Annotated in this window: 10 protein-coding genes; 2 read left to right on the top strand and 8 right to left on the bottom strand. The window is 74.4% G+C overall.

Annotation, left to right across the window (positions count from 1 at the left end):
• Nucleotides 1–52 precede the first annotated feature (52 nt).
• Both ACIGFK_RS23545 and ACIGFK_RS23550 read right to left on the bottom strand, forming a co-directional pair.
• Entirely contained in the window at nt 53–1,234 is a 1,182-nt protein-coding gene (locus tag ACIGFK_RS23545) for an aromatic amino acid transaminase (protein WP_376656813.1), read from the bottom strand.
• A complete protein-coding gene (locus ACIGFK_RS23550; protein ID WP_376656812.1) occupies nt 1,227–2,183 on the bottom strand; it encodes a DMT family transporter in 957 nt (318 codons plus the stop codon). The genes ACIGFK_RS23545 and ACIGFK_RS23550 overlap by 8 nt, the downstream gene beginning before the upstream one ends.
• 138 nt (nt 2,184–2,321) lie before the next feature.
• Here ACIGFK_RS23550 and ACIGFK_RS23555 point away from each other — a divergent pair, with 138 nt between their 5' ends.
• Complete coding sequence (locus tag ACIGFK_RS23555) at nt 2,322–2,804, top strand: Lrp/AsnC family transcriptional regulator (RefSeq protein WP_376656811.1); 483 nt, start codon at nt 2,322–2,324, stop codon at nt 2,802–2,804.
• A 246-nt stretch (nt 2,805–3,050) separates the two neighbouring features.
• Here the strand turns inward: ACIGFK_RS23555 and ACIGFK_RS23560 are convergent, their stop codons facing one another.
• The 5 genes from ACIGFK_RS23560 to ACIGFK_RS23580 form a co-directional block, all read right to left on the bottom strand.
• On the bottom strand, nt 3,051–5,480 hold the full coding sequence (locus ACIGFK_RS23560) for a protein kinase (RefSeq protein WP_400053438.1): 2,430 nt from the start codon (nt 5,478–5,480) through the stop codon (nt 3,051–3,053).
• Nucleotides 5,480–7,711, bottom strand: coding sequence for a PQQ-binding-like beta-propeller repeat protein (locus ACIGFK_RS23565; protein ID WP_386464164.1), 2,232 nt, complete (start codon nt 7,709–7,711; stop codon nt 5,480–5,482). The genes ACIGFK_RS23560 and ACIGFK_RS23565 overlap by 1 nt, the downstream gene beginning before the upstream one ends.
• 164 nt (nt 7,712–7,875) lie before the next feature.
• On the bottom strand, nt 7,876–8,385 hold the full coding sequence (locus ACIGFK_RS23570; protein ID WP_376656808.1) for an O-acetyl-ADP-ribose deacetylase: 510 nt from the start codon (nt 8,383–8,385) through the stop codon (nt 7,876–7,878).
• A gap of 24 nt (nt 8,386–8,409) precedes the next feature.
• The gene (locus ACIGFK_RS23575) at nt 8,410–9,828 is read right to left on the bottom strand and encodes a phytoene desaturase family protein (RefSeq protein WP_376656807.1); all 1,419 of its coding nucleotides are present in this window, start codon (nt 9,826–9,828) and stop codon (nt 8,410–8,412) included.
• A gap of 99 nt (nt 9,829–9,927) precedes the next feature.
• The gene (locus ACIGFK_RS23580; RefSeq protein WP_376656806.1) at nt 9,928–10,752 is read right to left on the bottom strand and encodes an inositol monophosphatase family protein; all 825 of its coding nucleotides are present in this window, start codon (nt 10,750–10,752) and stop codon (nt 9,928–9,930) included.
• 145 nt (nt 10,753–10,897) lie between these two features.
• Here ACIGFK_RS23580 and ACIGFK_RS23585 point away from each other — a divergent pair, with 145 nt between their 5' ends.
• Nucleotides 10,898–13,171: a SpoIIE family protein phosphatase gene (locus ACIGFK_RS23585; RefSeq protein WP_400053442.1), complete on the top strand. Its 2,274-nt coding sequence runs from the start codon at nt 10,898–10,900 to the stop codon at nt 13,169–13,171.
• A gap of 43 nt (nt 13,172–13,214) precedes the next feature.
• Here ACIGFK_RS23585 and ACIGFK_RS23590 read toward each other — a convergent pair whose 3' ends face one another.
• On the bottom strand, nt 13,215–16,130 hold the full coding sequence (locus tag ACIGFK_RS23590) for a HAMP domain-containing protein (RefSeq protein ID WP_400053444.1): 2,916 nt from the start codon (nt 16,128–16,130) through the stop codon (nt 13,215–13,217).
• Between the last annotated feature and the right edge of the window lie 3 nt (nt 16,131–16,133).

Consider the following 16,133-nt stretch of genomic DNA (forward strand, 5'->3'; position numbering starts at 1 on the left):
CCGCCGCCCCGGGCGGCGGGGCGGCCGACGCCGCGATCCGGCACACGGGGCTTCAGGCCATGACCGCCGCGATGCCGTGCGCCAGCCGTGGGATCCGGTCCCCCGGAAGGCCCGCGATGTTGACGCGCCCCGAGGTGGTTCCGTAGATCGCGAACTCCCTGCGCAGCACCAGCATCTGCGCCGGTGTGAGCGGCAGCATCGAGAACATGCCCTTCTGCCGTGCCAGCACACCGGCCTCCACCCCCCGGCCCAGCGCGCTGAGGTGCCCGGTCAGCACGGCCCGGTTGGCCGTGATCCGGGCCCGCATGACGTCCAGTTCGGCGCGCCAGAGGTCCCGCAGCCCGGTGTCCTCCAGGATCGCCGTCACCACGGCGGCGCCGTGCTCGGGCGGCATCGAGTACTGCGTGCGGGCGGCGTTCTGCAGGGCCGTCTCGGCGTGCCGGGCGGCGGCGGCCGAGGCGCCGAGCACGATGGCGCAGCCGACGCGGTCGCTGTAGAGGCCGAAGTTCTTCGAGCAGCTGACGGCCACGAGCATCTCGGGCACGCGCGACGCCAGCATCCGGGTGGGCAGCAGGTCGGCCTCCAGCCCGTCGCCGAGGCCGTGGTAGGCGAGGTCGACGAAGGGCACCCAGCCGCGGCTGACGGCCGACTCGGCCAGCGCCTCCCAGTCGTCCACCTGCGGGTCGACGCCGGTGGGGTTGTGGCAGGAGCCCTGGAGCAGGACGACGTCGTCGCGCCCGGCGCCGCCGAGCTCCCGCAGCACGCCCTCCGTGTCGAAGGCACCCGTGGCGTCGCGCCAGCCGAACGTACGCACCTTCAGCCCGGCGGCCTCCAGGATGGGCCGGTGGTTGACGTAGGCGGGGTCGCTGATCCACACCGTGGTGCCCGGGCGGGTCCGGCAGATCAGGTCGGCCAGCAGGCGCAGCGCACCGGAACCGGCGACGGTCTGGACGGCCGCGGCCCGCTCCGACGGGCCCCCGGCGCCGAGGACCATCGCCAGCAGGGCCCGGTTGAAGGCGGTGTTGCCGGACAGGCCCCGGTACTCCTTGGAGGCGGAGCGCTCCGCCAGCCGGATCTCCGCTTCCCGTACGGCGGCCATGACGGGGGTGCGGCCCGACTCGTCGCGGTAGACGCCGAGGACGAGGTTGAGCCGCTCGGGGCGCTCGTCGGCGCCGAACTCGTCGGTGAGGACCCACAGCGGGTCGGCGGGAGGAGGCGGGAGGAGCTCAAGCATCTGCGGGAACCTTGTGTCGTGGGCGGCGGTTGGCGAGGACGACGCCGGCGGTGATGAGGGGGACGCCGACGAGCACGGCGGGGGTCGGCGACTCCCCGAGTACGGGGATGGCGAGCAGGACCACGGCGACCGGGCTGAGACTGCCGACGACGGAGCTGCGCTCGGCGCCCAGCCGGCGGATGGCGAAGGCGTACAGCAGGCCGGCGCACAGGCCGACCCCGAGGCCCTGCACCACCAGGAACATCGCGATGTCGGAGCCGGCCGCGTGCGCGAGGCCCGTCGGCAGCACGCCGGTCAGGACGAGGAGCCCGATGATCGCGAAGGAGGGCAGGCACAGCAGGCCGATCGACCCGACGGGATCGAGGCCGACCTCCTTGAGACCGACCGTGTACAGCGCCCAGAGCCCGCTGGCCACCAGCAGGATGCCGGAGCCCGCCAGCACGTCGGTGTCCACGGGGACCACGTAGCGCCAGACGAGGGCGGCCACGCCGGCCGCGATCAGCGCGAGCCCGGCCGCCTGCGTGCCGCGGGGCACGGTGTGTCCGCGGGCGATCATCAGCGCGGAGACGAACAGCGGGACCACGCCCGGGACGATCGAGCCGACGAACGCGGCGGAGGTCAGGGCGCCGCCGTGCATCGCCGCGAGGAAGAAGGGCACCCCGGCGCCGCACACGATCTTGATCGCGGGGCCCGGCCGGACGGCCGCGATGCGGTGCCTGCGCCGCCAAAGGGCGGGGGCCAGCACGGCCGGCGGGACGCCGAAGCGCAGCAGGGCGGCGTCGGCCGGCAGCAGGGAGGAGGCGCTCAGTGCGCGGGCGCTGAGCGCGAAGGCGGCCCAGATCGCCACGGTCACCAGCAGGGCCGCCATGCCCGCGGCCTGCGGGGAGAGCCGGAGACGGCCGGCCGCCGCGGGGTGTGCGGCGGCGGCCGTGGTGTCGATGGCAACCAAGGGTGGCGGCTCCAGCTTCGGGCTCGTACGCGTACGGGATTCCGTACACCCGCAACGCTAGGGCCTGGGCCGGGGCAGTCGATTGCCAGTTCTGCCTCCCGGACATACGTTTGGGGCAGAATCTGCCAAGGAGTGGCCATGGACGCAGTCGATCTGCAGATCATCCGGGAATTGCAGGCCGACGGAAGGCTGTCCAACCAGGACCTCGCCGACCGCGTGCGCCTCTCCCCCTCGCCCTGTCTGCGCCGGGTCCGGCGGCTGGAGGAGGCGGGCCTGATCCGCGGCTACACGGCCATGGTCGACCAGGTCGCCTTCGGGCTGCCGATCACCGTCTTCGTCCGGATCCGCCTGGAACGCCACACGGCGGACGCGGTCCGCACCTTCGAGGAGCACGTCCACGTCATCGAGCACATCCAGGACTGCTACCTGATGGCGGGCAGCAGCGACTACCTCCTCCGGGTCGTGATCGAGGACCTGGAGGCGTACGAATCCCTGGTGCGCGACCGGATCCACGCCATCCCCGGCATCGCCTCGATCGAGTCGAGCTTCGCGTACGGCAGCGTGAAGCAGTCCCGGACCTACCCGCGCCCCACCCCGGGCGCTTCCGCCCGCCGCCTCTGACCCGGCCCGGCCCCGGCCGGACAGCCCAACCCGCCCCGAGCGGGCCGCCCTTCGGCGGGGCGGCGGCGCCACCGACCTGCGTACGGGCGCCTTCGGCGGGACCGACCGGCCAACCAGGTCACCGGACCGCCGGGCTGCGAGGGCAACGCACCGGCCCTCGACCACACGGGCACCCTGGTCCAGGGTCCCCCGACGGGACAGTGCCGCCGAGCGGCACGCGGTAAGGCGCCTGGTGGCGCTGGGCGTTCACTTCGCACTCAGCGCCACCAGGCCGTTCGTGCCCGCGCCGTACACCCGGCCGGCGCCCGCCCAGACGGGGACCGAGCCGTACGTCAGGGAGGGGTTCAGCACGTACTTCCAACGGGCCTTGCCGTCCTCGGCGTTCAGGGCCCACAGGTGGCCGCCGGAGTTGAGGTAGACGGTGTCGTCCGCGCTCAGCAGGGTGAGGGTGCCGGAGATCCGGTGCTCGATGTTGCCCGCCCAGCGGACGGCACCGGTGGCGGCGTCGAAGGCGTAGACGACGATGCCGATGGTGGCGAGGCCCTCGATGGCCTGCATGCCGGCGACGGCCACGGGGCTGCCCATGCCCGCGGCGTAGACGGTCTTCCCGTCCGGGCTCGCCACCACGGTCCCGAAGAGGGTCTTGGGAGCCCGCCAGCCGATCTGGCCGTTGGCCTGGTCGATGGCGTACAGCCCGTCGGTCATGTGGAGGAAGTAGCCGCCGGCGGAGGAGTGCGGACCGTCGTTCAGCCGGCCCCGGGCGTCCTGCACCATCTGGTCGATCGTCGTCGCGCCGGCGCCCGGAGAGGGCTGCTCCCAGGCGACCTTCCCCTCACCGGACGTCTCGATGCCCGCGATCTTGGCAGGGCTGCCGTCGTTGTTGGCCGTCACCCACATGAGCCGCGTCCCGGAGGACGGCAGGAACGCCCTGCCCTGGCTGTACTTCACGTCCGGGTCCGAGAGCCGTACCTTCCAGGTGACCTTCCGCTCGGCCGGGTCCACCGCCCAGATCGTGGGTCCGCTCCGGAACTCGTAGCGTTTCGACGGTTCGGCGGAGGGGTTCACGACGGTGGAGGACGTCGTGCCGGTGAGGTAGACCTTCCCGCCGAGCATGCCCAGCACCGACACGCTGACCGCCGTTTCGCCCGGCACGAGCGACGACTGCTGGGGGTTCAGGGACAGGGTCCAGGCGTCGGCTCCGGTGTCGAGGCGGATGGCCCGCAGGACCGACTCCCGTCCGCTCGCACCGCCGGTCACCACGGTGTACGCCGTACCGTCGGCAACGGTGGCGACGAGGGTCACGAGACCTGCGAGCGGCCCCTCGGAGGTGAGGGCCACCGGACCCCAGACGGGAAGGCCGGTCCGGCCGACGGCCCAGACGTTCTTGGCGCTGAGCGCGAGGACCGTCTCGCCCTCGCCGGTGATCTGCGCGAGGGGCTCGGTGACCGGCGCCGTCCACAGCGGGGCCGCCGTCACGTCGGTGCCGAGCGGGCGCGCCGGGTCGGTCGGGGCGTGCCCGGACTTCTTCGCGTCACCGGGCCCGGAGGAGCGTCCGCGGGTGAGCCACAGCCCGAGCCCCGTACCGCCGCCCGCCAGCGCCACGGCTCCGCCGGCCACGCCGAGCACCAGGGCACGGCGGCTCGGGCGGCGCGGTTCGGCGTCCTGCGGGCCGGACGGCGTGTGCGGCGGCATGCCCGGCGGCGGGCCGGGCGGGGCAGCCGGTGGAAGGGGCGGGGAGGATGGCGCCGGAGCCACCTCGGGGGCCATGACGGCGGCGGCCGCCTCGACGGCCGCGGTCAGGACGGGCGGCAGCCACGCTCCCGCGGGACTCGGGGCCGCGTCCCGTTCGACGTACGCGACGACCTCGCGCGGCGTGGGCCGGTCGGCGGGGTCCTTCGACAGGCAGGCGGCGACCAGGGGCCGCAGGCCCTCCGGGACCGCCGACAGGTCCGGCTGCTCGCGCACCACCCGCTTGAGGACGTCCACGGTCCGCCCGCCGTCGAACGGCCCCACGCCGCGCGCGGCGAAGGCGAGGGTCGTCCCGAGCGAGAACACGTCGCTCGCCGGGCCGACCTGCCCGGCCGTGGCCTGCTCGGGCGACATGTAGGCCGGGGTCCCGAGGACGGTGCCGGCCGCCGTGAGCACGGTGCCGTCGGCGGCCCGCGCGATCCCGAAGTCGATGACGTGCGGGCCGTCCAGGGCGAGCAGCACGTTGCCCGGTTTGAGGTCCCGGTGGGTCAGGCCCGCCGCGTGGATCGACTCGAGGGCCTCGGCGATCCCGGCGGCGAGCGCCCGTAACGCGGACTGCGGCAGCGGGCCCGCGAGGGCCACGGCGCGGCCGAGCGGGACGCCCGGTACGTACGCGGTCGCCATCCAGGGCGCGGCGTCCTCGGGGTCCGCGTCGACGACGGGGGCCGTGAAGGCGCCGGAGACGGCCCGTGCGGCCGTCACCTCGGCGCGGAACCTGGCCCGGAAGCCGGGGTCGGCCGCCAGTTCCGGCCGTACCACTTTCACCGCGACGGTCCGGCCGCCGGGCGAGCGCCCCAGGTACACGGCGCCCATGCCCCCGGCGCCCAGCCTGCCGAGGAGGGTGTACGGGCCGACCCCGGGCGGATCCGAGGGGCCGAGCGGCTCCAACGGCTCCGGCGTGCGCGTCGGCTCTGGCGGGTTCGTCATCAGGATCCGTTCGCGTGCAGGGCGGCGACCGTCGTCGTGTTCGGATTCGTGAGGCAGAGCCGGCCGTCGCCGGCGCTCCAGACCAGGCTGAAGGGGTCGATACCCTTCCAGCCGCTGAACTTCCAGCGGGGCCTGCCGTTCGACGCGTCGAAGGCCCAGAGCACGCAGTCCGCTCCGATCCGGTACACGTTGCCGTCGGCGTACAGCAGCCGGGCGCCGAGCCGGGCCGAGCCGGGGTCGTCGGGCGGGAGCGGCGTCCGCCACCTGGTCCGGCCGCTCGCGGCCTCCGTGGCGGCCAGCGAGAGGCCGCGGTCCTGGTCACCCCACAGGGCGTAGACGACGGTGCCCTGCTCGTCGGTGGCGATGCCGTCGTCCTGGGCCGTCGGCGCGCCCGGCTCGGCTCCCGGCACCTGCCACGCCTGCCTGCCCGTCGCCGGGTCCAGGGCGGTCATCACGCCCTTGGTGTCGATGAGGACGGCGTACCGCGCGGTGGCGGCGAGCGCGCCCGTCCCGACGCCCTTCGACCAGGCGGCGGTCCCCTTCGCGTCGAGCGCGGCCAGCCGGTCGATGCCCGCGTACAGGACGCCGTCCCCGGAGTACGGCAGGGCCTGCAGGAGGGGCCGGGGATCCACCGCGCGGTACCAGGCGGTGGCGCGGGATCCGAGGTCCAGTGCCCACACTCCGTATCCCTCGGCGGGGGAACTGCCGGGCGTCTGGGAGATCATGTAGGCGCGGCCCCCGCGCACTCCGCAGAAGTCGGAGACCCCCGAGCCCTCCGCCTCCTTCAGGACGGCGGTCCAGGGGTCCTTGCCGTCGGCCATCCGGATGCCGAGGACGGCGGTCCTGGGGGCCGCCCCGGCCGCGCTCGCGATCGCACCGCCCACGTGGAGGCGGCCGCCGTCCACCGCGGCGGCGTTCGGCGGGTTCGGTCCGGTGACGGAGAAGACGAGGCCGTGGTCGTCGCCGTTGACCGTCCACTTGGTATGGCCCTGGCCGTCGAGTCCCCGGATCTGGCGCAGCGACACGCACGCGACGGTGCCGTTCGCCGAGAGCAGTTGGGGGCACGCGGCGGGCAGGCGCACCTGCCATCCCAGCTTCGCCTCGACGACCTCGTTCCCGGAGGGGCGTCGCGTCCCGGAGCCCGCGGCCCGCTCGGGTTCGTCCCGGTTCAGGGCCCACACCGTGCCCGCGGCCGCCCCGGCGAGCAGGGTGCCGCCCGCGAGGCCCAGGAGCAGCTTGCGCCGGCTCGGGCCGCGCCCGTCCTCCGGCAGGTCGCGGGTGAGGCCGGAGCCGCCCGGGAGGACTTCCGTCGGGCCGGTGAGCGTCAGCGTCGGCGCGGGTGCGGGCAGTGCCGTGAGGGCCGCCCGCAGTGCGAGGACCTCGGCCGCCACCGGCCCGGGCAGCCAGCCCTGCGCACCGTGCGCGGGCCGGTCGGCCCGCCGGACGTGGGCGACGACCTCGTCCGGGGTGGGCCGTTCGCCCGGCTCCTTGGCCAGGCAGCGCTCGATCAGCGGCCGCAGGCCCGCGGGTACGGCGGACAGGTCCGGCTCGGCGTGGACGACCCGGTACAGGACGGCCGCCCCGGGGCCGTCGCCGAAGGGGCTCGCGCCGCCCGCCGCGAACGCGACCGTGGAGCCGAGGGAGAACACGTCGCTCGCCGGGGTGAGGCGGCGGCCCTCCGCCTGCTCCGGGGACATGTAGGGCGCGGAGCCGATCACGGATCCGGTCGAGGTGAGCACGGTGCCCTCGGCGGCGCGGGCGATGCCGAAGTCGATGACGTGGGGGCCGTCCAGGGCCAGCAGGACGTTGGGCGGCTTCAGGTCCCGGTGGATCACCCCGGCGCCGTGCACCGAGACCAGCGCTTCGGCGAGGCCGGCCGTCAGCATCCGGAGCGCGGCCCCGGGCAGCGGGCCGTGCGAGGCGACCGCCCGGTGCAGCGAGAGGCCGACGACGAACGCCGTGGCCATCCAGGGGAGTTCGGCGTCCGGGTCGGCGTCCACCACGGGGGCCGTGAACGCTCCCGACACCCGCCTGGCCGCCGCCACCTCCCGCCGGAACCGCTCCCGGAACTCGGTGTCCCCGGCCAGTTCCGGCCGTACGGCCTTCACCGCGACGGTCCGGCCGCCCGCCGACCGCCCCAGGTACACCGTGCCCATCCCGCCCGACCCCAGCCGTCCGGCCAGGGCGTAGGGCCCGATGCGTAACGGATCGGCGGCGCCGAGTCGTTCCATCAGTGGATCCCCTCCCCCGTGAGGCCCTCAGGCTACGACGGCCGGGCCGTGGACCCTTCGCGTCGGGATGACCACTCCCCCCTTCTCCACAGCGTGAACACAGACCCGGCGGACGGAGGGGACGGGCGGGAGGGGCGGGCGGGCGGGCGGGCGGGCGGGCGGGATCACCGCATGGCGGCCTCGAAGGCCGCGTACGCCGCCGCGTCGAAGAGGACGAACCGCACTTCCTCCACCCGGGTGCGCGTCGTGCAGACCGTTCCGACGGCGATGCGCGCCCCGTCGTCCATCGGCCAGCCGAAGATGCCGGTGGAGATGGCGGGGAAGGCGACCGTACGCGCCCCCAGTTCGTCGGCGACCCGCAGGGATTCGCGGTAGCAGGAGGCGAGCAGCGCGGAGCGGTCCTCCTCCTTCGACCAGACCGGGCCGACCGTGTGGATGACGTGCGCGGCGGGGAGCCGGCCGGCCGTGGTGGCCACCGCCTGGCCCGTCGGCAGGCCCTTGCCGTAGTGCGAGCGGCGCAGGTCCTCGCAGGCCGCGAGGATCTCCGGGCCGCCGCGGCGGTGGATGGCGCCGTCGACCCCGCCGCCTCCGAGGAGGGAGGAGTTCGCGGCGTTGACGATCGCGTCCGCCTGCTCGGTGGTGATGTCCCCCTGGACCAGGGTCACGCGCACCATGATCGTGCCTTTCTCGTTCGTGGCTCAGGAGGCGGCGCGCAGCCGGCGCCAGACCGCCTTGGCCGCGTTGTGGCCGGACATCCCGTGCACGCCCGGCCCGGGAGGGGTGGCGGAGGAGCACAGGAAGACGGCCGGGTGGGCCGTTGCGTACGGGGTGAGGGACGGCTTCGGCCGCAGCAGGAGCTGGAGTCCCGCGGCGGAGCCGCAGGCGATGTCGCCGCCGACGTAGTTGGGGTTGCGCGCGGCGATCTGCGGCGGGCCGGCGGTGGCGCGGGCCAGGACCAGGTCGCGGAAACCCGGTGCGAAGCGCTCCAGTTGGCGTTCGACGGCTTCGGTGAGGTCGCCGTCCCAGCGCGCCGGGACGTGTCCGTACGCCCAGAACACGTGCTTGCCGTCGGGGGCCCGGCCGGGGTCGACGAGGCTGGGCTGCGCGGTGATGAGGAACGGGTTGCGGGGGGCCCGGCCGCCCGAGGCGAGCTGCAGGGCCGCGTCGATGTCCCGGCTGCCGGGGCCGATCTGGACGGTGCCGGCGCGGCGCGCCTCCTGCGCCGTCCACGGCACGGGGCCGGCCAGCGCGTAGTCGATCTTGAACACGGAGGCGCCGTACTTGTAGCCGTCGTACGCGCGCCCCAGGCGGGCGATCCGGGCCAGTGCGGTCGGCGAGGTGTCGAAGACGTACGCCCGGGCCGGCGGGAGGTCGTCGAGCCGCTTGACCTCGAAGCCTGTGTGGATGGTGCCGCCGAGGTCGCGCAGGTACGCGGCGAGCGCGTCGGAGATCGACTGCGAGCCGCCGCGCGGCATCGGCCAGCCGTTCGCGTGCGCCGCGAGGGCGAAGACCATGCCGACGGCGCCGGTGGCGATCCCGCCGAGCGGGGCGATGACGTGCGCGACGAGTCCGGCGAACAGCGATCGCGCCCGGTCGTCGTGGAAGCGGCGCAGCAGCCAGGTGGAGGGCGGCAGCCCGGTGAGCCCGAACCGGGCGAGGGTGAGGGGGTCCCGGGGCAGCGCGGTGCTCGGCAGGGACATGAAGTCCCGGGCGAGGGTGTCCCATTTACCGAGGAACGGCTCGACGAGGCGCCGGTACGTGCCCGCGTCGCGCGGCCCGAAGGACGCCGCCGTTTCCGCGACCGAGCGGGACAGCACGGCGGCCGTGCCGTCGTCGAAGGGGTGCGCCATGGGCAGCGGGGCGTGCAGCCACTCCAGTCCGTACCGCTTCAGCGGCATCGTCGCGAAGACGGGTGAACCGGCGCCGAGCGGGTGGACCGCCGAGCAGGGGTCGTGCCGGAAGCCCGGGAGGGTGAGCTCCTCGGTGCGGGCCCCGCCGCCGACCGTCTCGCCGGCCTCGAAGACGGCCACCGAGAAGCCGCGCCGGGCCAGTTCCACGGCGGCCGTCAGCCCGTTGGGCCCCGCCCCCACCACGACCGCATCGAGAATCGACGGCACTTGCGACTCCTTCGTCCGGCGGCGCCTGCGCCTCCAGGATATTGCGCCCGCGTCGGCCGCCGGGACTGCGGCGGCCCCGGCGGGCGGCGTGCGTACCGGCTATTCCGAGCGCAGGAGGTCCCGGATGCGGACGGTGGTGGCCTCGTCGCGGCCGACCGCGAAGGGCAGCGCGTTGTCCCGGTCCACCCGGAAGGGAACCCCGTCGACGGTGCTGTGCGTCCCGCCCGCCTCGGTGACCAGCAGCAGACCGGCCGCGTGGTCCCAGGCCGAGGGCCAGGTGAAGGCCAGGGCGTCCATCTCGCCGCGGGCCACCTTCAGGTACTCCAGGCCCGCCGAACCGCACGGCCGGGCCGCGACGCCGGGCACGTCCAGCCGCGAGAGGATCCGCTTGTGCTCGTCGGAGGTGTACAGCGGGTGGGCCATGGCGACGCGCAGTTCGGCGCCCGGTTCGGGCGAACCGCTGCGGATCCGCTCGCCGTTGACGTACGAGCCCTCGCCGCGCACGGCGGTGGCCAGCTCGTCGAGGGCGGGGGCGAAGGTCCAGGAGGCGAGGATCTCCCCGTGGTGGGCGAGCGCGACGAGGGTGCAGAAGGCGGCGTCGCCCTCGACGAACTGGCGGGTGCCGTCGACCGGGTCCACGATCCACACCGGGGCGTCCCCGCGCAGCGCCCCGTACACCGCCGGGTCGGCGTGCACGGCCTCCTCGCCGACCACGACGGAGCCCGGCAGCAGCCGGGTGAGGGAGGCCGTCAGGTGCTCCTCGGCCTTCCGGTCGGCGACGGTGACCAGGTCGTGCGGGCCGCTCTTCTGGTCGACCTCGTCCTCGGCCAACAGCCGGAACCTCGGCATGATCTCGACCGCCGCCGCCTTGCGGACGGCTTCTTCCACATCGGACAGGCTCTTGGCCAGGAACTCATTGATCATGCCCCCAGCAAAGCACGCCCGGACGACAAACCCCACCGCCGATTCCGGCGGCCGGCCGGACACCGGGTGTACTCCCCGTGAACCGTTTGGCCCCGGAGGGCCGGGGCAGACGCATCGACGGGGACACGGCTGTGGAGGTGATGTCATGGCACAGCCCGCCCCGCCCGGTGTCCCCTCCGGCAGCGCGCTGGCCGCTGCCGTCGCCGATCTGACCGCCGAGATCACGGCCCTCCACGCGGACCGGGCCCGTCGGCGGCTGCTCGACCTCGCCACCGGGGCGCTCTCGGCGCAGCTGTCCATCCCGCCGGACGAGGCCGCCGACCACCTGGTGCACCTGGCGGTGTCCACCGGGCTCGGGGCCGTGGACACCGCCGCCGACATCGTCAACGCCGCCACCGGCAGCCATGTCGTCGAGGTCCCGGACGGGCCGCCCGGTGTGGTGTCCGAGGCGCGCCGGGCCCGTCGCGGCACGGCGGCCGTGCTCGCCTCGGACAGTGTCGGCGAGGCCCTGGACACCCTGCTGGAGGGCGGTCTGCGCCCCCTGGGCGTCCGGGCGGTCTTCCTGTGGCGGCGCACCGAGACGGGCTGCCTGGAGCTGGTCGGGCAGGCCGGTGCGAGCCGGCCGGAGGCCGCCCACTGGCAGTGGGTGCCGCCCGAGTGCGACGGACCGCTGCACCGGGCGCTGCAAGGGGGGCTGCCCGTGTGGCTGCCGGACGGCACGGCGGTGACCGGGCTCGCCGGGACGGCCGGGTCCCGGCTGCCGGGTGCCGAGCCGAAGGGCGCGCGGGTGCTCTTCCCCGTCCGGCGGGCGGGCGGTACGGCCGGGCTGCTCCTCGCCGCGTGGGAGGGGCCGGTGTCGCTGGACGAGGACCTGCGCAGGGAGTTCGCCGATCTGGCGGAGCCCGCGGGACGGGTCGTGGACTGGGCCCGGGACGAGGAGGACGGCCCGCGCGGGCTGTCCGCAGTGCTGGACCTGCTGGAGCAGCCCGCGGCGGTCGTGGGGGCGGCTGCGCACGGCCCGCAGGTCGTCGAGTACGTCAATGCGGCTGCCCTCAGGGCCATCGGCGGGGTCCACGAGCCGGTGGGCCGGCCGGCCGCGCAGGTGTTCCCGTACGCCCACGAGGACCTGGTGCGGCTGATCGCGGCGGCTGCCACCGGCGGCGGGCCGCAGTTCGCGCCCGCCCTGCCGGAGGACGGCCTGGCCCCCGAGTCGGGGTCCATGGCGCACGTGAAGGTGCTGGCCCTGGCCAGGGAGCGGGCCGCGGTGGTGTGGGACACCGTAGAGACGAGCCCGGCACTGGTCCGGGTGCTGGGGCGGCTGGCCCGGATCGCCTGGTTCGAGGACGATCTGATGACCGGCCGGTCCCGGTGGAGCCCGAAGGCGTACGCGATCTTCGGCATGGAGCCGGAAGCGGAGCCGCTGCCGCTGCGGATGCTCGGCCCACGGGTCCACCCGGAGGACGGTGATGCCCTGCGGGAGCTGCTGTCCGCGCTGGTGGACCGGCGCGAGGGGGCGCAGGCCCTGCTGCGGGTGATGCGTCCCGACGACGGGACGCGCCGCATCCAGATCGCCGCCGAGCCGGTCCTGACCCGCGGCGTGCCGACCGGGATAGCGGGCGTCTACCAGGACGTCACGGCGCAGCACCACACCGAGGTGGCCCTCAGCGCCAGCTTCGACCGGCTCACCGCCGCGCAGGCGGAGGCCGAGGTCCGCAACCAGGTGGTGCTCCGGCTCCAGGAGGCGCTCCAGCCGGAGGCGCCGCCGTTGGAGACGCTCCGGGGGCTGGAGATCGCGGCCCGCTACCGGCCGGCCCTCGCGGAGTACCGGGTGGGCGGCGACTGGTACGACGTGCATCCGCTGCCGTCCGGCCGGGTGCTCGTCTCGGTCGGTGACATCGCCGGGCACGGCATCGACGCGGCGACGGCGATGACCGCCCTGCGGGGCGCGCTGCACGGGCTGGCCTTCACGGGCGCGGGGCCCGGAGCGCTGATGGGGTGGCTCAACGAGGTGGCGCTGAGCGCGCCCGGCCAGCCGACCGCGACCGCCGTGTGCGCGCTGTACGACCCCGGTGCACGGACCGTGCGCTGGACGACGGCCGGGCACCTGCCGCCCCTGCTGGTGCGGGAGGGGCGGGGCCGCTTCCTGGAACCGCCGCACACCGTCCTGCTCGGTGCGCTTCCGGAGGCCGCGTACCCGGAGGAGGAGACCCGGGTGCTCCCCGGTGACTTCCTGCTCTTCTACACCGACGGGCTGGTCGAGCGGCGGCACGAGGGGCTGGACGAGAGCCTGGCGGTGCTGCGGCGCGCTGCCGAGCGGCTCGGGTCGGAGTCTACGGACGAGCTGGCCGACCAGCTGATGGCGGAGATCAGCGGCGACACGGACGACGACACCAGCCTCGTGGCGCTGCGGGTCTGCTGACGCGCGGTTCCTCCCGGCCGGCCGGGTGGGACGGCCGGCGCCCTCAGTGGCCCTGGGCGGCCAGGCAGGCGCGGATCTTGGTGATCAGGACCTCGGGGGCCACGGGCTTGGCGATGTAGTCGGTCGCCCCGGCGGCCAGTGCCTCGGCCCGGTCGTCGGGCATGGCCTTGGCGGTGACGACGATGACGGGGAGGCCGTCGAGGCCGGGCAGGCCGCGGATGGCGCGGGTGGTCTCGAAGCCGTCCATTCCGGCCATCATCAGGTCCATCAGCACGAGGTGCACCGGTTCACCGCCCGTGAGCAGGGCGATCCCCGCCTCCCCGTTGTCCGCGGCCAGCACCCGCACTCCCGCCTCCTGGAGCATCTCCGTCATCGCGAAGACGTTGCGGGCGTCGTCGTCGATCACGAGGACGGTCCGGCCGGCCGGTTCGGTGTCCGCCGGAGGCCCTTCGCTGCCGGCCGGAGCTCCGGCCGGCAGCTCGGCGGTCCCCGGTACGGATGCGGCTGCGCTCCGGCCGTCGCGGGCGGGCAGGTACAGCGTGAACCGGCTGCCCTTGCCCTCGGTGCTGCGGGCCGTCAGGACGCCGCCGAGCAGCCGGGCCACCTCGCGGCTGATGGAGAGTCCGAGGCCGGTTCCGCCGTAGGCCCGGGAGGTCGCCGGATCGCCCTGCTGGAAGGCGCCGAACACGGACTCCAGCCGGTCGGCGGGGATGCCGATGCCGGTGTCGGTGACGTTGAAGGCGAGCACGTCCGAGCGGTCGCCGAGGGTCGGGGGCAGCTCTTCGGGGTCGGCCCGGTCCACGTGGAGGGCCACCCGGCCGTCCTCGGTGAACTTCAGCGCGTTGGAGAGCAGGTTGCGCAGCACCTGGCGCAGCCGGGCCTCGTCGACGACCACGTCGTCGGGGACGTCCGGGGCGGCGGCGACGGTGAGCTCCAGCTTCCGTTCGTCGGCGACGGGCCGGAAGGTGGTGTCCAGGTAGCCGAGCAGGCGCCGCACGGAGATCGTTTCGGGGTGGACGTCCATCTTCCCGGCCTCGACCTTGGACAGGTCGAGGATGTCGTTGATCAGTTGCAGCAGGTCGGATCCGGCGGAGTGGATGACGGTCGCGTAGTCGACCTGCTTCTCGGTCAGGTTGCCCTCGGGATTGTGCGCGAGGAGCTGGGCGAGGATGAGCAGGCTGTTGAGCGGGGTGCGCAGTTCGTGACTCATGTTGGCCAGGAACTCCGACTTGTACATGGAGGTGCGCGACAACTGCTGGGCGCGTTCCTCCAGTTCCTGGCGGGCCTGCTCGATCTCCAGGTTCTTGCGCTCGATGTCGCGGTTCCGGTCGGCCAGCAGGGCCGCCTGCTCCTTCAGCTCGGCGTTGGAGCGCTTGAGTTCCTGCTGGCCCACCTGCAGCTCGTGGGAGCGGGTGCGGAGTTCGGCCGTCAGCTGCTGGGAGCGTTCCAGGAGCTCGTCGGTGCGGGCGTTGGCGATGAGGGAGCGGACGTTGACGCCGAGCATCTCGGTGAGCTGGTCGAGGAAGTCCCGGTGCAGGGGACTCATCGGGTGGAGGGCCGCGACTTCCACGGCGCCCAGCACCTGGTCCTCGGCGACGATCGGCAGCACGGTCAGCGTGGTCGCCTCGGTGGCGCCGGTGCCGGAGGCGATGGTCGCGTAGCCGGGCGGCAGGCCGTCCACGGTGATGGCCCGGCGGCCGGCGGCGGCCTCGCCGACCAGGGACTGGCCGATCCGGAAGCGCCGCGGGCCGGTACCCGGCCCGTCGGGCAGGCCGTACGCGGCGATGGCCACGAGTTCGGTGCCGTCCGGGCCCTCCTGGGCCAGGAAGAAGCTGCCGTACTGGGCGTTCACCAGGGGTGGCACCTCGCGCATGACCAGCTGGGCGACGGCGGGCAGGTCGCGGATGCCCTGGATCTGCCGGGAGACCCTCGCCAGGCTCGAACCGAGCCATTCCTGCTCCTCGTTGGCCCGGGTGGTGGCGCGGAGGGACTCGACCATGGCATTGATGTTGTCCCTGAGTTCGCCGACCTCACCGGGGGCGTCCACGGTGATCGAGCGGGTCAGGTCGCCCTCGGCGACGGCTCCGGTCACCTCGGCGATGGCCCGTACCTGCCGGGTGAGGTTGCCCGCGAGTTCGTTGACGTTCTCCGTCAGGCGCTTCCAGGTGCCCGATACGTCGGCCACCTCGGCCTGGCCGCCGAGGCGGCCCTGGCTGCCCACCTCGCGGGCCACCCGGGTGACCTCGGCGGCGAAGGAGGACAGCTGGTCGACCATGGTGTTGATGGTGGTCTTGAGCTCCAGGATCTCCCCGCGCGCGTCCACGTCGATCTTGCGGGTGAGGTCGCCGCGGGCCACGGCCGTGGTGACCTGGGCGATGTTGCGCACCTGGTTGGTCAGGTTCGTGGCCATGGAGTTGACGTTGTCGGTGAGGTCCTTCCAGGTGCCGGACACGCCGTGCACGGTGGCCTGACCGCCCAGCTTCCCCTCCGTGCCCGTCTCGCGGGCCACCCGGGTGACCTCCTCCGCGAAGGACGACAGCCGGTCGACCATCGTGTTGATGGTCTCCTTCAGCTCCAGGATCTCACCGCTCGCGTCCACCCGGATCCGCTGGGTGAGGTCGCCACGGGCCACTGCCGTCGCCACCTGGGAGATGTTGCGCACCTGCGAGGTCAGGTTGTCGGCCATGCTGTTCACACCGGTGGTGAGCTCGCGCCAGACGCCGCCGCTCCGCGGGACCCGGGCGTGCGCGCCGAGCAGTCCCTGTCCCCCGACCTCCTGGGCGACGCGGGTGACCTCGGAGGTGACCAGGGACAGCCGCTCCACCATCCGGTTGTAGACGGCCGCGATCTCGCCGGGAAGGCCCTCGGCGTCGTCCGGCAGCCGGGCGCTGAGGTCCCCGTCGTGGACGGCGATGAGGCTCGCGAGCAGCTTTTCCAGGATCCGGTCGGAATCGTTCATGAC

The sequence above is a fragment of the Streptomyces sp. NPDC085524 genome (assembly GCF_044541755.1).
In the GTDB taxonomy this organism is placed as follows: domain Bacteria; phylum Actinomycetota; class Actinomycetes; order Streptomycetales; family Streptomycetaceae; genus Streptomyces.